Here is a 14,207-nt window from a genome sequence, read left to right on the forward strand (position 1 = left end):
AAGCCGGCGCGACGGGCGCGCCGGCTGATGGTGGTTGGCCCTTGGCGCCCGTATCCGGGCCGGGCGCTTACTCCCAGCAGCTGACCAGGACGGTCATGCCGGAGGCGAGCCGGGAGATTGCCGCGCTGGGCAGGCTGCCTGCGGCGGGGGACTTGCTGGCTGCGGTTACGCCGGCCGCGCTCAGCGCGCTGCGGAGGGCTTCGGCGTTGACCGCAAAGCTCACGCCCTCGGGCAGCTGCTTGCCATCGGGCTGCCGCGGCAGCAGCATGCCATGCACCGCGCCGGTGCTGTCAATCACCGGGCCGCCGGCATCGCCCGGCTGGGCCGCCAGGTCGAGGCGCGCCACTGCGGTGTTGCCATCGAGGCTTTTGACATCAGCGATCTTGCCCCAGGTGAGGCTCGGCGCGCCCAGCACGCCCTCGTAGGAGAACCCGGAGACCGCAATCTCGGACTGAAGGCGGGGGGAGGAGGTGCTGAGCTCGGCCACGGCGGCGGGGGCCAGCGGCTCTGCCGGGCGCAGGATGGCGATGCCGCCGGCCGTGTCATTGGCGGCCACCTCGGCCTGATAGCCGTGATCCAGGGTGATCCGGGTGCAGCCTGCCACCACGTCAGATGTGGTCAGCACGCTGCCGTTGCCGTCCACAAAGAAGCCCGAGCGCGAGAGCTTCGGCTTGCGGATCTCCAGGCCGGAAACCAGGTCGATGTCCTGCACCGCGTCGCTGCCCGCGGCCGGGTCCAGCACGCCTTCAAGCCGGGTGAAGCTGGCCTGCATCGCGGCCAGAACACGGGTGCGGCGGTCCTCATCACCGGCGGGCCAGATCAGGGTGAACCCCTTCACTTCGCCGTTTTCAAGGCTTGCCTGGGTGAAGGAGACGATCCGGTCGTTGCGGCCTTCGATGGTGAAGCTGTCGCTGCCGCGCTGGCGCGGGCCCTCAAGCGGCACGATTTCCAGCGTCTGCAGAATGTCGTAGAGGCCGAACAGGGTGCGCTTGTCGCCGGGCTGGCTGATCAGCAGCACCTGGGCGCCCGCATCCCCCTTGCTGGTGTAATGGGCAAAGGGTGATTCATAGCGGTCGAAACTCACCTCAGCTGCGGGCATCTGCACGGCGATGCCGGCCTTGGTGTCCTCCACCCGTGCCATGCCGGCAGAGATCAGCGGCGCGTTGTATTCATCCATCAGCACCTGGCGCTGGGCGGTGGTCAGCACTCCGGTCGGCTCAAAGCCGCGGGCCGCCTGCCAGTCGCTCATCGAGGCGCGGGTGCCGCGGCCGAAAGCGCCGTCGATGCCGGAATCGTAGAAGCCAGCGGCTTTCAGCGCGACTTGCAGATCCATCCGCTGTTCGCGGCTGAGCGCGCTTTCGCTGCGGCGCGCCTGGGCCGGAGTCTCGTCGGGCAGGGCCGATTGCGGGGCCGTCTGCTGCTGCGGTTCAGGCTCCTGCGCGGCAGGCTCCTGCGCTGCAGGCTCTGCCGGGGCAGGGGCCGGGGCTGGTTCTGCCGGCGGGGCGGCATCTGCTGCCACCGGGTAGAACTGGCTGCCCAGGTTGCGGCGGAAGGCGATGAAGCTGTCGCGCGGAATCTGACCCTCGGCGCGGTACACCTGCAGCACCCGTTCTGCGTCCTCGCGGGCATAGGGGCCCAGCACCACGCCGTACCAGCCGCCGCCAAGCGCGTAGCCCGACACGTCCGGCAGGCGCGCGGCATAGGTGCGGGCCTCGTTTTCGGCCTCGCGCAGGGAGGGGCGGGCAGCAATCTGGATCCAGACCGCATCCCGGCTGCTTTGCGCCGACACAGGCGCAGAGAACGCAATGGCCAGCGCGATCAGGGGCAGCGCCAGAGCGGCAAACAGTTTATTCATTGTCAGGGCCTCGTATCCCGGAAGTACTCTTATTCTTTGCCGCGGAGGTTAAGCATTTTGCAGGAGCAAAGGGAACTCCTCATCGCAGGGGGAATTCCCGGCGCGTTGCCGCATTCCCGCACTTTTGTTGCCGATGTGCTGCGGGCTGCGGGCCGCAGCGCCGCTGCAAGCGCCCGCAGGGCGTTGACCCTGCCAAAAGCCTTGCATAGGAAGATCCCCGCAATTGCTGCCTTAGCTGCCCCCAAAGGGATAAGACATGACCCAGACCAACGGCGCGCCGCGCTCCTTCCAAGAGATTATCCTGAGGCTTCAGAACTACTGGGCCGCCAAGGGCTGCGCGGTGATGCAGCCCTATGACATGGAAGTCGGCGCCGGCACCTTCCACCCGGCGACCACGCTGCGCTCGCTGGGATCCAAGGCCTGGGCGGCGGCTTATGTGCAGCCCTCGCGCCGTCCGACCGACGGGCGCTATGGCGAGAACCCGAACCGGCTGCAGCACTATTACCAGTACCAGGTGCTGATCAAGCCGAGCCCGCCGGATCTGCAGGAGCTGTACCTGGGCTCGCTGGAGGCGATCGGTATCGACATGGCGCTGCATGACATCCGCTTTGTCGAGGATGACTGGGAAAGCCCGACGCTGGGCGCCTGGGGTCTGGGCTGGGAGGTCTGGTGCGACGGCATGGAAGTCAGCCAGTTCACCTATTTCCAGCAGGTTGGCGGCCATGACTGCCATCCGGTCTCCGGCGAGCTGACCTATGGCCTGGAGCGTCTGGCGATGTATGTGCTGGGCGTCGATCACGTGATGGACATGCCGTTCAACGATCCGGACGCGATGATCCCGCTGACCTACGGCGATGTGTTCAAGCAGACCGAGGAAGAATACGCCCGCTGGAACTTTGACGTGGCCAGCACCGATGTGCTGCTGCGCCATTTCGAGGAGGCCGAGGCCGAATGCGCGGCCATCCTCGCGCAGGAGCATATGGACCCCAAGACCGGCAAGCGCATCATCATGGCGCACCCGGCCTATGACCAGTGCATCAAGGCCAGCCACATCTTCAACCTGCTGGACGCGCGCGGGGTGATTTCGGTCACTGAACGCCAGGCCTACATCGGCCGCGTCCGGGCGCTGGCCAAGCAATGCGCCGATGCATTCGTGCTGACCGAGGCTGGAGGGCATGCGGCTTGACCAAGCTGTTTATGCAGTTTCACAGCTTCGAGAAACGTCTCGAAAGCAGTGTGAACTGGTCGACAGGAAATTGGAGACCGCTTGTGACCAGACTCAATGGGTTTGGCAGCTTTGTCTATGACAAGGGGCAGGACATTTGGGACTATCATCAGGACCCCATGAAGGCGGATGGGGTTGTTTCCTTGGAAGTTTTTTTCTGTGATGAGGAAAACCTGAAGCAGAACTCACCGCGCTCTCACCCGAAAGGTAAGCACTTCTGGCTGACGCCGCTTGGCGAAGATGGGTTCGAGTTTACCGTCAATTTGTGCACCTCTCGTGTGCCATGGTTCTTGGAAATGCTTAAAGACTGCGAAGCGGAGGGCAAGTTGCTGACGTCCGCCGCAGTCACGGAAGACGAGACAGCCGAGTTGCAAAGATCCGGGCGCTCCGTGTCTGAGGGGCGACTTTTGTTGCGTCCGTATCAGAAACGAATTCTGACCGGCGTGGAAACCGGCGCGCTGAATGAAGGTTCAATTGGAGGAGGTGCCGATGGGTAAGTTTCTGGCCCTGATCCTGATCATCTCCGGCCTCGCGGCCGGGGGGGCGATGTATTACCTGCAGGTCTATGGCTTCTATGATGAGGTGGCGCTTCAGCCGGGCCGCGATGTGGTGCTGGTGCCGCTGGATGGCGGCGAGGCGCAGCCGATTGCCTATTCGGATTTCGAGGCGATTGACGCAGGCAGCTCCCCGATCCGCTACCGCGCCTGTTTCACCACAAAGGTGTCGCCGGATGAGCTGGCGCAGGTCTTCACCCTGTCCGACAAGGTCGAGCCGCGCAATGCGCCGGACTGGTTCGAGTGTTTCGACGCCGCTGCCATTGGCGCCAAGCTGGCGGATGGCTCGGCCAAGTCCTTCCTGTCGGTCAAGAACATCTCCTATGGTGTCGACCGCATTGTTGCCGTCACCGATGAGGGCCGCGGCTATGTTTGGCATGAACTGAACGACTGCGGCCAGAAAGCCTATGACGGCACCGTGGTGGGCGAAGAATGCCCGCCCCGGCCTGAGGCGGGCGGAAGCGAATGATGAGCGCTCGCCGCAAGCCCGCCCTATTCAATTATACTGCTGCGCCCGCCCGCGCGGCCACGCCCGAGGATATCTGATGCCCGATCTGCTGATTGAACTGTTTTCCGAGGAAATCCCGGCCCGCATGCAGGCGCGTGCCGCCGAGGACCTAAAGAAGCGCGTGACCGATGGTCTGGTCGAGGCGGGTCTCACTTATGCCGGGGCCGCCGCGCTGTCGACGCCGCGCCGCCTGACCTTGGCCGTCGATGGCCTGCTGGCCGAAAGCCCCACCATCCGCGAAGAGCGTAAAGGGCCGAAAGTGGGCGCGCCTGACAAGGCGATCGAGGGTTTCCTGCGCGGCGCAGGCCTGAGCCGCGAGCAGCTGGAAGAGCGCGAGACCCCCAAGGGCGCGGTCTATTTCGCGATGATCGAAAAGCCGGGCCGCCCGGCGGCAGAGATCATTGCCGAAGTGCTGGAAGACACGATCCGCAACTTCCCCTGGCCCAAATCCATGCGCTGGGGCGCAGGCTCTTTGCGCTGGGTTCGTCCGCTGCATTCGATTCTGTGCATCCTGTCGGATGAAAACGGCACCTCGGTGGTGGACCTGGATATCGACGGCATCAAATCGGGCAACACCACCCGCGGCCACCGCTTCATGGCGCCGGATGCCTTCGCCGTCACCGGCTTTGACGACTACGCGGCCAAGCTGAAGCGCGCCTTTGTGGTGCTGGACGCCCGCGAGCGGGCCGAGGCGATCTGGCAGGAGGCTACCAATCAGGCCTTTGCCAGCGGGCTGGATGTGGTTGAGGACAAGGGCCTGCTGGCCGAGGTCTCCGGTCTGGTCGAATGGCCGGTTGTGCTGATGGGCGCGATTGACGCCGAATTCCTGGAACTGCCGCCGGAGGTGCTGCAGACCTCGATGAAGGAGCACCAGAAGTTCTTCTCGGTGAAGAACCCCAAGACGGGCCGGATCGAGAAATTCATCACCGTCGCCAACCGCGAGACCGCGGACAATGGCGCCACCATCCTGGCGGGCAACCAGAAGGTGCTGTCGGCGCGTCTGGCGGATGCCAAGTTCTTCTGGGAGAACGACCTGCGCACGGCGAAGTCCGAAGCGGGCATGAGCGCCTGGGTGGAGAACCTCTCCAACGTGACCTTCCACAACAGGCTGGGCACCCAGGCCGCGCGCATCGACCGGATCGCCGCGCTGGCGCGCGAGATCGCTCCGGTGGTCGGCGCTGATGCGGATCTGGCCGAACAGGCGGCACGTGTGGCCAAGGCCGATCTCAGCTCCGAGATGGTCTATGAGTTCCCGGAGCTTCAGGGCCTGATGGGCCGCTACTACGCCGAGGCCGCGGGCCTGCCGCAGGCAGTGGCAAACGCCTGCGAGCAGCATTACTCGCCGCTGGGGCCGGGCGATGATGTGCCGTCGGAGCCGGTGTCGGTCGCCGTGGCGCTGGCCGACAAGCTGGACACGCTGACCGGCTTCTGGGCGATTGATGAAAAGCCCACCGGGTCGAAAGACCCCTACGCCCTGCGCCGCGCTGCGCTGGGGGTGATCCGGTTGGTGCTGGAAAACGATGTGCGGATGCCTCTCAATATGGTCTTCGGCAAAGCCGCTGAGATTACTGGCAAGCGTGAAGGTGCGTCAGGTGAAGCATTTGCTGACGTGAATGATTTGCGTGGCTTCTTCCACGACCGCCTCAAGGTCTTCCTGCGCGATCAGGGCATCCGCCATGATGTGATCGACGCCTGCATCGCCATGGACGGCAGCGACGACCTCACTCTGCTGGTGAAACGCGCCCGCGCCCTGGAGGATTTCCTGAAGACCGAGGATGGCGAGAACCTGCTGCAGGGCTTCAAGCGCGCCAACAACATCCTCACCCAGGCCGAGGAAAAAGACGGCGTGGAATACTCCTTTGGCGCCGACCGCAAGTTTGCCGAGGACCCGGCGGAAAAAGCGCTGTTCGACGCGCTGGAGGCAGGCGGGGCGGCGATCTCTCCGGCCATCGAGGCCGAAGATTTCGCGGCTGCCATGCGGGGCATGGCCGCCCTGCGCGCGCCGGTCGATGCGTTCTTTGAGGCGGTGCAGGTGAACGCGGAGAACGAGGTGCTGCGCCGCAACCGCCTCAACCTCCTCAGCCAGATCCGCCAGGTCTGCGGCCAGGTGGCCGACCTCACCAAGGTGGAAGGCTGAGAGAGCCGCCGGCTCTTTCATCTTTCCAAGAAATACTCGCCCCGCAGGGACCGGCCTTTCCGCAAGGGAAGGCCGGTTTTTCGTTTCCAGAGCGCTTTCGGCCTCCGCAGGCCGCTACAAGGCTCTTGCGCCATCGCCGCATCCCCTTATGGTGACTGGCAAAGGAGACGTGCTGCAGTGCAGAAAGATTTCGTACAGACCCCGCCGGCCTGCCTCATCAGCGCCACCGCGCCGATTGCCACCGCCACCCATGGCGGGCGGGCAAAATGCCTGCAGCGGCTGGTGCGGCTGGACCTGCCGGTGCCGCGCACGGTGGCGCTGTCCTTTGATGCGGTGCATGCCATCGCCGAAGGGCAGATGCCCGATCTGTCGGCAGTGCTGGGAGAGTTCGACCCGGAAGCGCTGCTGTGCGTGCGCCCCTCGTCCGAGGACCCGGACTGGGGCGGGCCCGGAGCAATCCTGAACATCGGCATGAACGATGCGCGCTATGTCGACCTGTGCGACACCTTGGGCCGGGAAGCGGCGGCGGCGCTGTATCTGCGGTTTGTGCAGTCCTACGCAGTGCATGTGGCGCGGCTGGACCCGGATGTGTTCGACGATGTCGAGGACGGCGGCCCGGATGCGCTGAGCGAGATCCTGCACGCCTATGAGGCGGAAACCGACGAGCCGTTCCCGCAGGACCCGGGCGAGCAACTGGCGGAAGTTCTGCGCTCGATGGCGCGGGCATGGGAGGGCACCTCGGCGCGGCTGTTGCGTCAGGCCAAGGGCGCGCCGGCCGATGCGGGCCTCGGGCTGGTGGTGCAGGAGATGATCCCCGGCGTGGGGCAGGGCGAGTGCGGCTCCGGTGTGCTGCAGCTGGTGAATTCCACCACCGGCCAGCCGCAACTGACCGGGCGCTACCTGAGCCAGAGCCAGGGCCGCGATGCGCTGGGGGCCGGGGCCGGGGCGCTGTATCTGGCCAAGGACGCCCGCGGGCTGTCGCTGGAGGAACTGGCGCCGGAAGCCTTTGCGGATCTCAAGGCCCACGCCGCGCTGATGCGCTGCAAGCTGCGCGAGGAGATGCAGCTGGAATTCGTCGTCGACAACGGCCGGGTGCATATCCTGGACGGGGTGCGGGTTGTGCGTTCAGCGCGGGCGGCGGTGCAGATTGCGGTGGCACTGGCGGAGGACGGCATCATCCCGCAGCAAGAGGCGCTGATGCGGGTCGATGCGCATATCCTGAACGAGCTATTGCACCGCCAGGTGGCGCCCTATGCCAAGCGCGACGTGATCGGGCGCGGCATCGCCGCCAGCCCGGGCGCGGCCACCGGCAAGCTGGTGTTCACGGCCGCCGGGGCGCAGGCCAGTGCGGCACGCGGCGAGCCTTGCATCCTGGTGCGGCGGGAAACCTCGCCGGAGGATGTGCGCGGCATGCACGCCGCTGCCGGAGTGCTGACGGAGAAGGGCGGCATGACCAGCCATGCCGCGGTGATCGGCCGCGGGCTGGGGCTGCCCTGTATCGTCGGCGCGTCCAACATCAAGTTCCACACCAAGCTCAAGATGCTGCAGGCGGCGGATGGCCGGATGTTCAAGGCCGGCGACGTCATCACCATCGACGGCAGCAGCGGCCAGGTTCTGGCGGGCCAGCCGGAGATGCTGGAGGCGGCCGAGGACGGTGCGCTGCTGACCCTGCTGGCTTGGGCGGACGATGCCCGCGACATCGGAATCCGCGCCAACGCGGATACGCCGGAAGATGCTGAAACTGCGCGGAAATTCAACGCTCAAGGCATCGGTCTCTGCCGTACAGAGCACATGTTTTTCGATCCCGGCCGCCTGACGGTGATGCGGGAAATGATCTTTGCCGAAACCCCCTCTGGCCGGGCTGCGGTGCTGGAGCGCTTGCTGCCGATGCAGCGAAATGATTTCCGCGAGCTGTTCCGGATCATGGAGGGGATGCCGGTCTGCATCCGTCTTTTCGACCCGCCGCTGCATGAATTCCTGCCCGCCACCAAATCCGGCCAGCGCGAGCTGTCGGAGGCTCTGGGCATTCCGGTCAGCGATGTGACGCGCCGGGTTGAGGAGATGGGCGAGTACAACCCGATGCTGGGCCTGCGCGGCGTGCGGCTGGGCGTCACCGTGCCGGAAATCTACGACATGCAGGCGCGGGCGATCTTTGAGGCCACTTTGGAGGCCTCCAAATGGGGCGAGCCGGTGGTGCCGGAGATCATGATTCCGCTGGTCTCGGCCAAGCGCGAGGTGGAGCTGGTCAAAACCCGTATCGACGCGGTGGCCGCCGCGGTGAAGGCGGAGCGCGGCGAGGATTTCACCTACCGCCTGGGGGTGATGGTGGAAACGCCGCGGGCGGCGCTGCGCGCGGGGGAGATTTCACCGCACACGGCGTTCCTGAGCTTTGGCACCAACGACCTGACCCAGATGACCTATGGCCTGTCGCGCGACGATGCGGGGCGGTTCATGTCGGTTTACGTGAACCAGGGCGTTTTCCCCGAAGATCCCTTCCACGTGCTGGACACCGACGGCGTGGGAGAGCTGCTGAAACTCGGCGTGCAGCGCGGCCGGGCGGAGAATCCGGACATCACTCTGTCGATCTGCGGGGAGCATGGCGGCAACCCCGAATCGATTGCGTTTTGCCGGGATGCGGGCTTTGATTACGTTTCGTGCTCGCCGTATCGCGTGCCGGTTGCGCGTTTGGCCGCAGCCCAATTGGCAATTTCCAGCCAAACCGGCCAAGTCGCGCCAACCTACACAAAATATTAAGAAAAATTGGGGCATTCAGCGGCCGCCGGCGTCAGGCCGGCGGCTCGTGTGTTTCCCGTACCGTGCGGCAGCCCCCCCAAAGCTGGACGTTTGGGGCCTTTTCCATTAATGGATGCGACCGCATGTGCTGGGGAGACCGGGCACAAGCTGCTAGGACGGGGGAACCCTGAATGAAATTGTTGACTATGTTTGCCGTGATGGCTGCCACCATCACGATGGGTAAGAGTGTTGCCGCCGAAACCGGCCTGGATGCGCTGATCGAGCGTGAACAGGCCAGTCTCAACGCGGTACCTGCGCGAAAGTTCAGCGGATTGTTTGGATTCCGCGCAGATCCGCTCAATAGCCGAAAACCTCAGGCAAAAGTCGAATACAGCAAAGCGTGGCTGGATTCGCGGCCAAAAGCGACAGGCGGCGAGCAATTTGCCTGCCTGGCGGAGGCGCTGTATTTCGAGGCCCGGGGCGAAACCGTGAAAGGCCAGTTTGCCGTTGCCGAGGTGATCCTGAACCGGGTCAAAAGCGCCCAGTTTCCCAACACGCTGTGCGGGGTGATCAAGCAGGGCACCGGGCGCAAGTACCAGTGCCAGTTCACTTACACCTGCGACGGCTACAAGGAAGTGATCAACGAAAAGAAGGCCTATCAGCGGGTGGCCAAGGTGGCGCGGGCGGCGCTGGACGGGCTGAAGACTGAGCTGACGGATGGCGCGACCTACTATCACACCACCGCGGTGCGGCCGCGCTGGAGCCGGGTCTTCACAAGTACCGCGCGCATCGGTGTGCACGTGTTCTACCGCGATGACCGCTACCGGACCGCGCTGAGCAACTGAACGCCTGAAGGCGGCATATCCGTGCCGCTTTCGGCTACTGGCATGGCGTTTGCGGGACTGTTATGAAGGCGCCGAAAGACTATTGTTGGGACCCACACCCGACACAGCCAGCCAAAGGCCCGTTTCCCATGCCCTCTGAAATCCGCCTCGCCTTTGCGCACCCCTCCGAGCGTTCCGTGGCGACCGCCGCACCGGGTCCGCTGGACCGCATCTCCCTGCGGGACCACACCGTTGAGGTGGAGATCGGTGCCTTTCAGGCGGAGCGCGGCACCACCCAGCGGATCTGTTTCAACGTGGTGGTCGAAGTGGCGCCCTTGCCCAAGGACCTGGATGACGATGTCGACCGCATCCTGTCCTACGACAAGGTGACGGAGGCGATTGCGCATGAGCTGGCGGCCGAGCGTCTGAACCTGCTGGAAACCCTAGCCGAACGCGTGGCCGAGCGGATCCTCTTGGAGCATCAGGCGGTGCGCGCCTTTGTGCGGATCGAGAAGCTGGACCGCGGCCCCGGCGCGCTGGGTGTCGAGGTGGTGCGCTCCAAGGATCAGATCAGCCATCTGGTGAATGAGGAAGAGCGTCCGCATCCGCGTCTGATGTATCTCTCCAACGACGCTATCGACAGCGAGAACCTGACCGGCTGGATCGACCAGATGCAATGCCGGAAGCGGCCGCTGATCCTGTGCGTCGGCACCCATCCGCTGCCGGTGCCCTCGACAGGGCACAAATGGACCCAGAGGCGGATCGACCTTCTGGCGATTGAACAGAACGCCTGGCGGCTGGCAGCCAGGGACGAGCGCTGCGTTGTGGTGTCGACCCGCACCGAGCTGGACTGGGCGATGAAGAACGGCCAGATCTGCGTCTGGGCGCCCTCCAAGATCGTGCTGGACTCGGTGGACGGGCCCTCGGCGCCGCCGTCGAATTCGGTGGCGCTGGCGGCCTGGTTTGCCGCCACGTTCAGGGCGGGTGAAATGATTGTGCTTGGCGGGAATTTACCTGATAATCCCGGCGTCCCGTTGCGGGGCGTCAGCGTGGAGCAAGCACAACTGTGATATATTACCGGCCGTTGGTTCGACATGGCGAGGCGCGCCCCGAGGGCGCGGTCCCGCTGGCGGGCAGTGCCCTGTGGTTCACCGAGGTTGAGATCCTGAGCCGCGAGGCGCCGCCGCGGATTGCACCGGCCGGGCTGGTGCCCGAGAAGGAGCGCCGCCGCCTGAGCGCGCGGCGCGCTTCTATCGCCGGGCTGGACATGACCCAGCCGCAGATCATGGGCATTCTGAATGTGACCCCTGACAGCTTCTCCGACGGCGGCAAACATGCAGGCGTCGAGGCAGGCAAGGCCGCGGCGCTGCAGATGGTTGCCGACGGCGCGACGATCATTGACGTGGGCGGCGAGTCCACCCGCCCAGGTTCCGCGGAAGTGGCTGAGGCCGAAGAAATCGCTCGCACCGCGCCGGTGATTGCGGCAATCCGTGCCGAAAGCCCGGTGCCTGTGTCCATCGACACCCGCAAGGCCACAGTCGGGCTGGAAGCGCTGGAGGCGGGCGCCGATCTGCTGAACGATGTCTCGGGTTTCACCTTCGACCCCGCGCTGGCGCCGTTGGCGGCGCAGGCCAGCGTGCCGGTCTGCATCATGCATGCGCAGGGCGATCCCGCCACCATGCAGCAGGACCCGCAATACGACAACGTGCTGCTGGACGTCTATGACTTCCTGGAGCAGCAGATCGACCGGTTGGAAGCCATCGGCGTAATCCGCGAGCAGATCGTGATCGACCCCGGCATCGGCTTTGGCAAGACGCAAGAGCATAATCTGACGCTCCTGCGCAATCTCAGCCTGTTTCACGGGCTTGGCTGCCCGATCCTGCTGGGCGTGTCCCGCAAGGGCTTTATCGGCAGGATCGGCGAAGAGCCGCGCGCAGAGGCCCGTGCGCCGGGGTCCATTGCCGCTGGGCTTGCGGCGCTGGCGCAAGGCGTGCAATTTCTGCGGGTGCATGACGTGGCCGAGACGGTTCAGGCGCTGCGCCTCTGGCAGGCCGTCCGCTAAGGCCTTATTGGGCAGGAAAACAATAATGCGAAAGCTTTTTGGCACTGATGGCGTGCGCGGCACAGCCAATATCCACCCCATGACCGCCGAGATGGCACTGCGCATTGGTGCCGCAGTCGGGCGCTATTTCCGGCGCGATGGCACCGGGGCGCACCGGGTGGTCATCGGCAAGGACACCCGGCTGTCCGGTTACATGTTCGAAAACGCGCTGACCGCGGGGCTGACCTCGACGGGCATGAACGTGCTGCTGCTGGGGCCGGTGCCGACGCCTGCGGTGGGGCTGATGACACGGTCGATGCGCGCCGATCTCGGCGTGATGATCTCCGCCAGCCACAACCCGTCGGAGGACAATGGCATCAAGTTCTTCGGCCCGGACGGTTTCAAGCTGTCCGACAGTGCCGAGCTGGAAATCGAGGCGCTGATCGACAGCGGCGTCGAGCCGGCGCAGGCCGCCAATATCGGCCGCGCCAAGCGGATCGACGACGCCCGCTTCCGCTACGGCGAGCGTGTCAAAAGCTCGCTGCCGCGCAACCTGAGCCTCAGCGGGCTGAAAGTGGTGATCGACTGCGCCAATGGCGCAGCGCACCGGACGGCGCCGGAAGTCCTGTGGGAGCTGGGCGCCGATGTGATCCCGGTTGGCGTGTCGCCGGACGGTCTGAACATCAACCGCGGCTGCGGCTCGACCCAGCCGCAGACCGCGGCAGAGGCGGTTGTGGCCCATGGCGCCCATGCAGGCATCTGTCTGGATGGCGATGCGGACCGGGTGATCGTGATCGACGAGACCGGCACGGTGGCCGACGGCGACCAGCTGATGGCGCTGCTGGCGACCCGCTGGGCCGAGCAGGACCAGCTGGCGGGCGGCGCGCTGGTGGCGACGGTGATGTCGAACCTGGGCCTGGAGCGGCATCTGGAGGCCAAGGGACTGGGGCTGGAGCGCACCGCCGTCGGCGACCGCTACGTGGTGGAGCGGATGCGCGAGGGCGGCTTTAACCTGGGTGGCGAGCAGTCCGGCCATATCGTGATGAGCGATTATGCCACCACCGGCGACGGGCTGATGGCGGGGCTGCATTTCCTGTCGGAGATGGTGCAGACCGGCCAGAAAGCCTCCGCCCTGGCGCATCAGTTCGAAACCGTGCCGCAGCGGCTGCGCAACGTGCGCTTCCAGGCAGGCCAGGCGCCGCTGGAGGACGAGCAGGTGCAGGAGGCAATCGCCGCGGCCGAGAAGATGCTGGACGGTCAGGGGCGCCTGCTGATCCGCAAATCCGGCACTGAACCGCTGGTGCGCGTGATGGCCGAGAGCGAGGACGCCGAGCTGATGACGCTGGCGGTCGACAGCGTGGTTGCCGCGGTTGAGGCGGCTGTTGCCGAGTAATTGAGGGGACGTTCAGCCCCCTTTGCCGAACAGCCGGCTCAGCCTGCCGAACTGGCTGAGGCCGAGGCCGCCCAGGATCATCACCATCGCCAGCAGCATCGAGGGCGGCAGCTCCTCGCCCAGGAAGATGGCGCCCAGCACCACCGCCCAGACCGGAACCTGGTAGTTGGTGAGGGTCATGAAGGTCGGCCCGGCCTCGCGCACCACGATCACCCGCAGCAGATTGGCCGCGGCGGTGGGAATCAGGCCGAGGATGGCGGCAATCACCAGCGTCTTCGTGTCCGGCATCACCGGCGCGCCTTCAGCTGCCCAGGCGGCCGGGAAGATGACGAAGCAGCCGATCACCAGCAGGATGGCCGCCAGCCCCACCGGGTCCACTGGCGGCAGGCGGCGGGTCAGGATCGAGCTGACCGAATAACACGCCGCCGCCGACAGGCAGGCGGCGCGGCCATAGGCTTCCAGTTCAGCGCCGCTGGTTTCAAACGCCTTGCCGCCGATCAGCAGCGCAACACCGGCAAAGCCGATGGCAAAACCAACCAAGCGGCGCAGGGTCATCTGCTCACCCGGCACAAAGACATGCGCCAGCGGCAGCACCATCAGCGGGATCGCCGCCATGCTGACGCCTGTAAAGCCGGAGGAGACATGCTGCTGCCCCCAGGAAATCAGCATGAAGGGCAGGGCGGTGCTGAGGATGCCGATGATCACCAGCGAGGGCCAGCTGGTCTCGCCCCGGAACAGCTTGAACCCGCGCCAGCCCCAGACCGCACAGAGCAGGAGCGCGGCAAAACCGATCCGGCTGGCCGCCAGCCAGAATGGGGTGGTGCCGTCCAGCGCCAGCTTGATCAGCAGAAAGGTTCCGCCCCAGACAAAGCCCAGGGTGGCGATCATCAGCCAGTAGCGCGGTGCGATGTCGGGCATGGGACCCTCTTGCCGTTCA

Annotated in this window: 11 protein-coding genes; 9 read left to right on the top strand and 2 right to left on the bottom strand. The window is 65.5% G+C overall.

Going from position 1 to position 14,207, the window contains the following annotated elements; genetic code table 11:
• Positions 1-67 precede the first annotated feature (67 nt).
• Positions 68-1,855 carry a trypsin-like peptidase domain-containing protein gene (locus tag DAEP_RS0101190; protein ID WP_027243385.1) on the bottom strand — a complete coding sequence of 596 codons (1,788 nt, stop codon included), beginning with the start codon at positions 1,853-1,855 and terminating at the stop codon, positions 68-70.
• 256 nt (positions 1,856-2,111) lie between these two features.
• Between DAEP_RS0101190 and DAEP_RS0101195 the strand changes: the two genes are divergently transcribed.
• From DAEP_RS0101195 to glmM, 9 genes are all read left to right on the top strand, one after another.
• Positions 2,112-3,041, top strand: a complete 930-nt coding sequence (locus tag DAEP_RS0101195; RefSeq protein WP_027243386.1) for a glycine--tRNA ligase subunit alpha — start codon at positions 2,112-2,114, stop codon at positions 3,039-3,041.
• Entirely contained in the window at positions 3,038-3,577 is a 540-nt protein-coding gene (locus DAEP_RS0101200; RefSeq protein ID WP_027243387.1) for a hypothetical protein, read from the top strand. Before DAEP_RS0101195 ends, DAEP_RS0101200 begins: the two co-directional genes overlap by 4 nt.
• Complete coding sequence (locus DAEP_RS0101205; protein WP_027243388.1) at positions 3,570-4,103, top strand: DUF6446 family protein; 534 nt, start codon at positions 3,570-3,572, stop codon at positions 4,101-4,103. Before DAEP_RS0101200 ends, DAEP_RS0101205 begins: the two co-directional genes overlap by 8 nt.
• A gap of 76 nt (positions 4,104-4,179) precedes the next feature.
• Positions 4,180-6,279, top strand: coding sequence for a glycine--tRNA ligase subunit beta (gene glyS / locus DAEP_RS0101210; protein ID WP_027243389.1), 2,100 nt, complete (start codon positions 4,180-4,182; stop codon positions 6,277-6,279).
• 177 nt (positions 6,280-6,456) lie between these two features.
• On the top strand, positions 6,457-9,033 hold the full coding sequence (locus DAEP_RS0101215) for a putative PEP-binding protein (protein WP_027243390.1): 2,577 nt from the start codon (positions 6,457-6,459) through the stop codon (positions 9,031-9,033).
• Between the two features lie 170 nt (positions 9,034-9,203).
• The gene (locus DAEP_RS0101220; protein ID WP_027243391.1) at positions 9,204-9,857 is read left to right on the top strand and encodes a cell wall hydrolase; all 654 of its coding nucleotides are present in this window, start codon (positions 9,204-9,206) and stop codon (positions 9,855-9,857) included.
• A gap of 128 nt (positions 9,858-9,985) precedes the next feature.
• Positions 9,986-10,906 (top strand): dihydroneopterin aldolase, encoded by a 921-nt coding sequence (locus tag DAEP_RS0101225; protein ID WP_027243392.1) that lies wholly within the window; start codon positions 9,986-9,988, stop codon positions 10,904-10,906.
• Complete coding sequence (gene folP / locus DAEP_RS0101230; protein WP_027243393.1) at positions 10,903-11,898, top strand: dihydropteroate synthase; 996 nt, start codon at positions 10,903-10,905, stop codon at positions 11,896-11,898. Before DAEP_RS0101225 ends, folP begins: the two co-directional genes overlap by 4 nt.
• 25 nt (positions 11,899-11,923) lie before the next feature.
• A complete protein-coding gene (gene glmM, locus DAEP_RS0101235; protein WP_027243394.1) occupies positions 11,924-13,270 on the top strand; it encodes a phosphoglucosamine mutase in 1,347 nt (448 codons plus the stop codon).
• A 12-nt stretch (positions 13,271-13,282) separates the two neighbouring features.
• Here glmM and DAEP_RS0101240 read toward each other — a convergent pair whose 3' ends face one another.
• Positions 13,283-14,188, bottom strand: a complete 906-nt coding sequence (locus DAEP_RS0101240) for a DMT family transporter (RefSeq protein ID WP_027243395.1) — start codon at positions 14,186-14,188, stop codon at positions 13,283-13,285.
• Positions 14,189-14,207: the final 19 nt, after the last annotated feature.

Source organism: Leisingera daeponensis DSM 23529 (assembly GCF_000473145.1).
GTDB classification, from domain to species: domain Bacteria; phylum Pseudomonadota; class Alphaproteobacteria; order Rhodobacterales; family Rhodobacteraceae; genus Leisingera; species Leisingera daeponensis.

What these genes read in the sequence shown, in the direction of transcription:
- DAEP_RS0101195 (WP_027243386.1), top strand. Translation starts at nt 2,112, where the DNA reads ATGACCCAGACCAACGGCGCGCCGCGCTCCTTCCAAGAGATTATCCTG.
- DAEP_RS0101225 (WP_027243392.1), top strand. Translation starts at nt 9,986, where the DNA reads ATGCCCTCTGAAATCCGCCTCGCCTTTGCGCACCCCTCCGAGCGTTCC.
- DAEP_RS0101205 (WP_027243388.1), top strand. Translation starts at nt 3,570, where the DNA reads ATGGGTAAGTTTCTGGCCCTGATCCTGATCATCTCCGGCCTCGCGGCC.
- glyS (WP_027243389.1), top strand. Translation starts at nt 4,180, where the DNA reads ATGCCCGATCTGCTGATTGAACTGTTTTCCGAGGAAATCCCGGCCCGC.
- DAEP_RS0101240 (WP_027243395.1), bottom strand. Translation starts at nt 14,188, where the DNA reads ATGCCCGACATCGCACCGCGCTACTGGCTGATGATCGCCACCCTGGGC.
- glmM (WP_027243394.1), top strand. Translation starts at nt 11,924, where the DNA reads ATGCGAAAGCTTTTTGGCACTGATGGCGTGCGCGGCACAGCCAATATC.
- DAEP_RS0101190 (WP_027243385.1), bottom strand. Translation starts at nt 1,855, where the DNA reads ATGAATAAACTGTTTGCCGCTCTGGCGCTGCCCCTGATCGCGCTGGCC.
- DAEP_RS0101220 (WP_027243391.1), top strand. Translation starts at nt 9,204, where the DNA reads ATGAAATTGTTGACTATGTTTGCCGTGATGGCTGCCACCATCACGATG.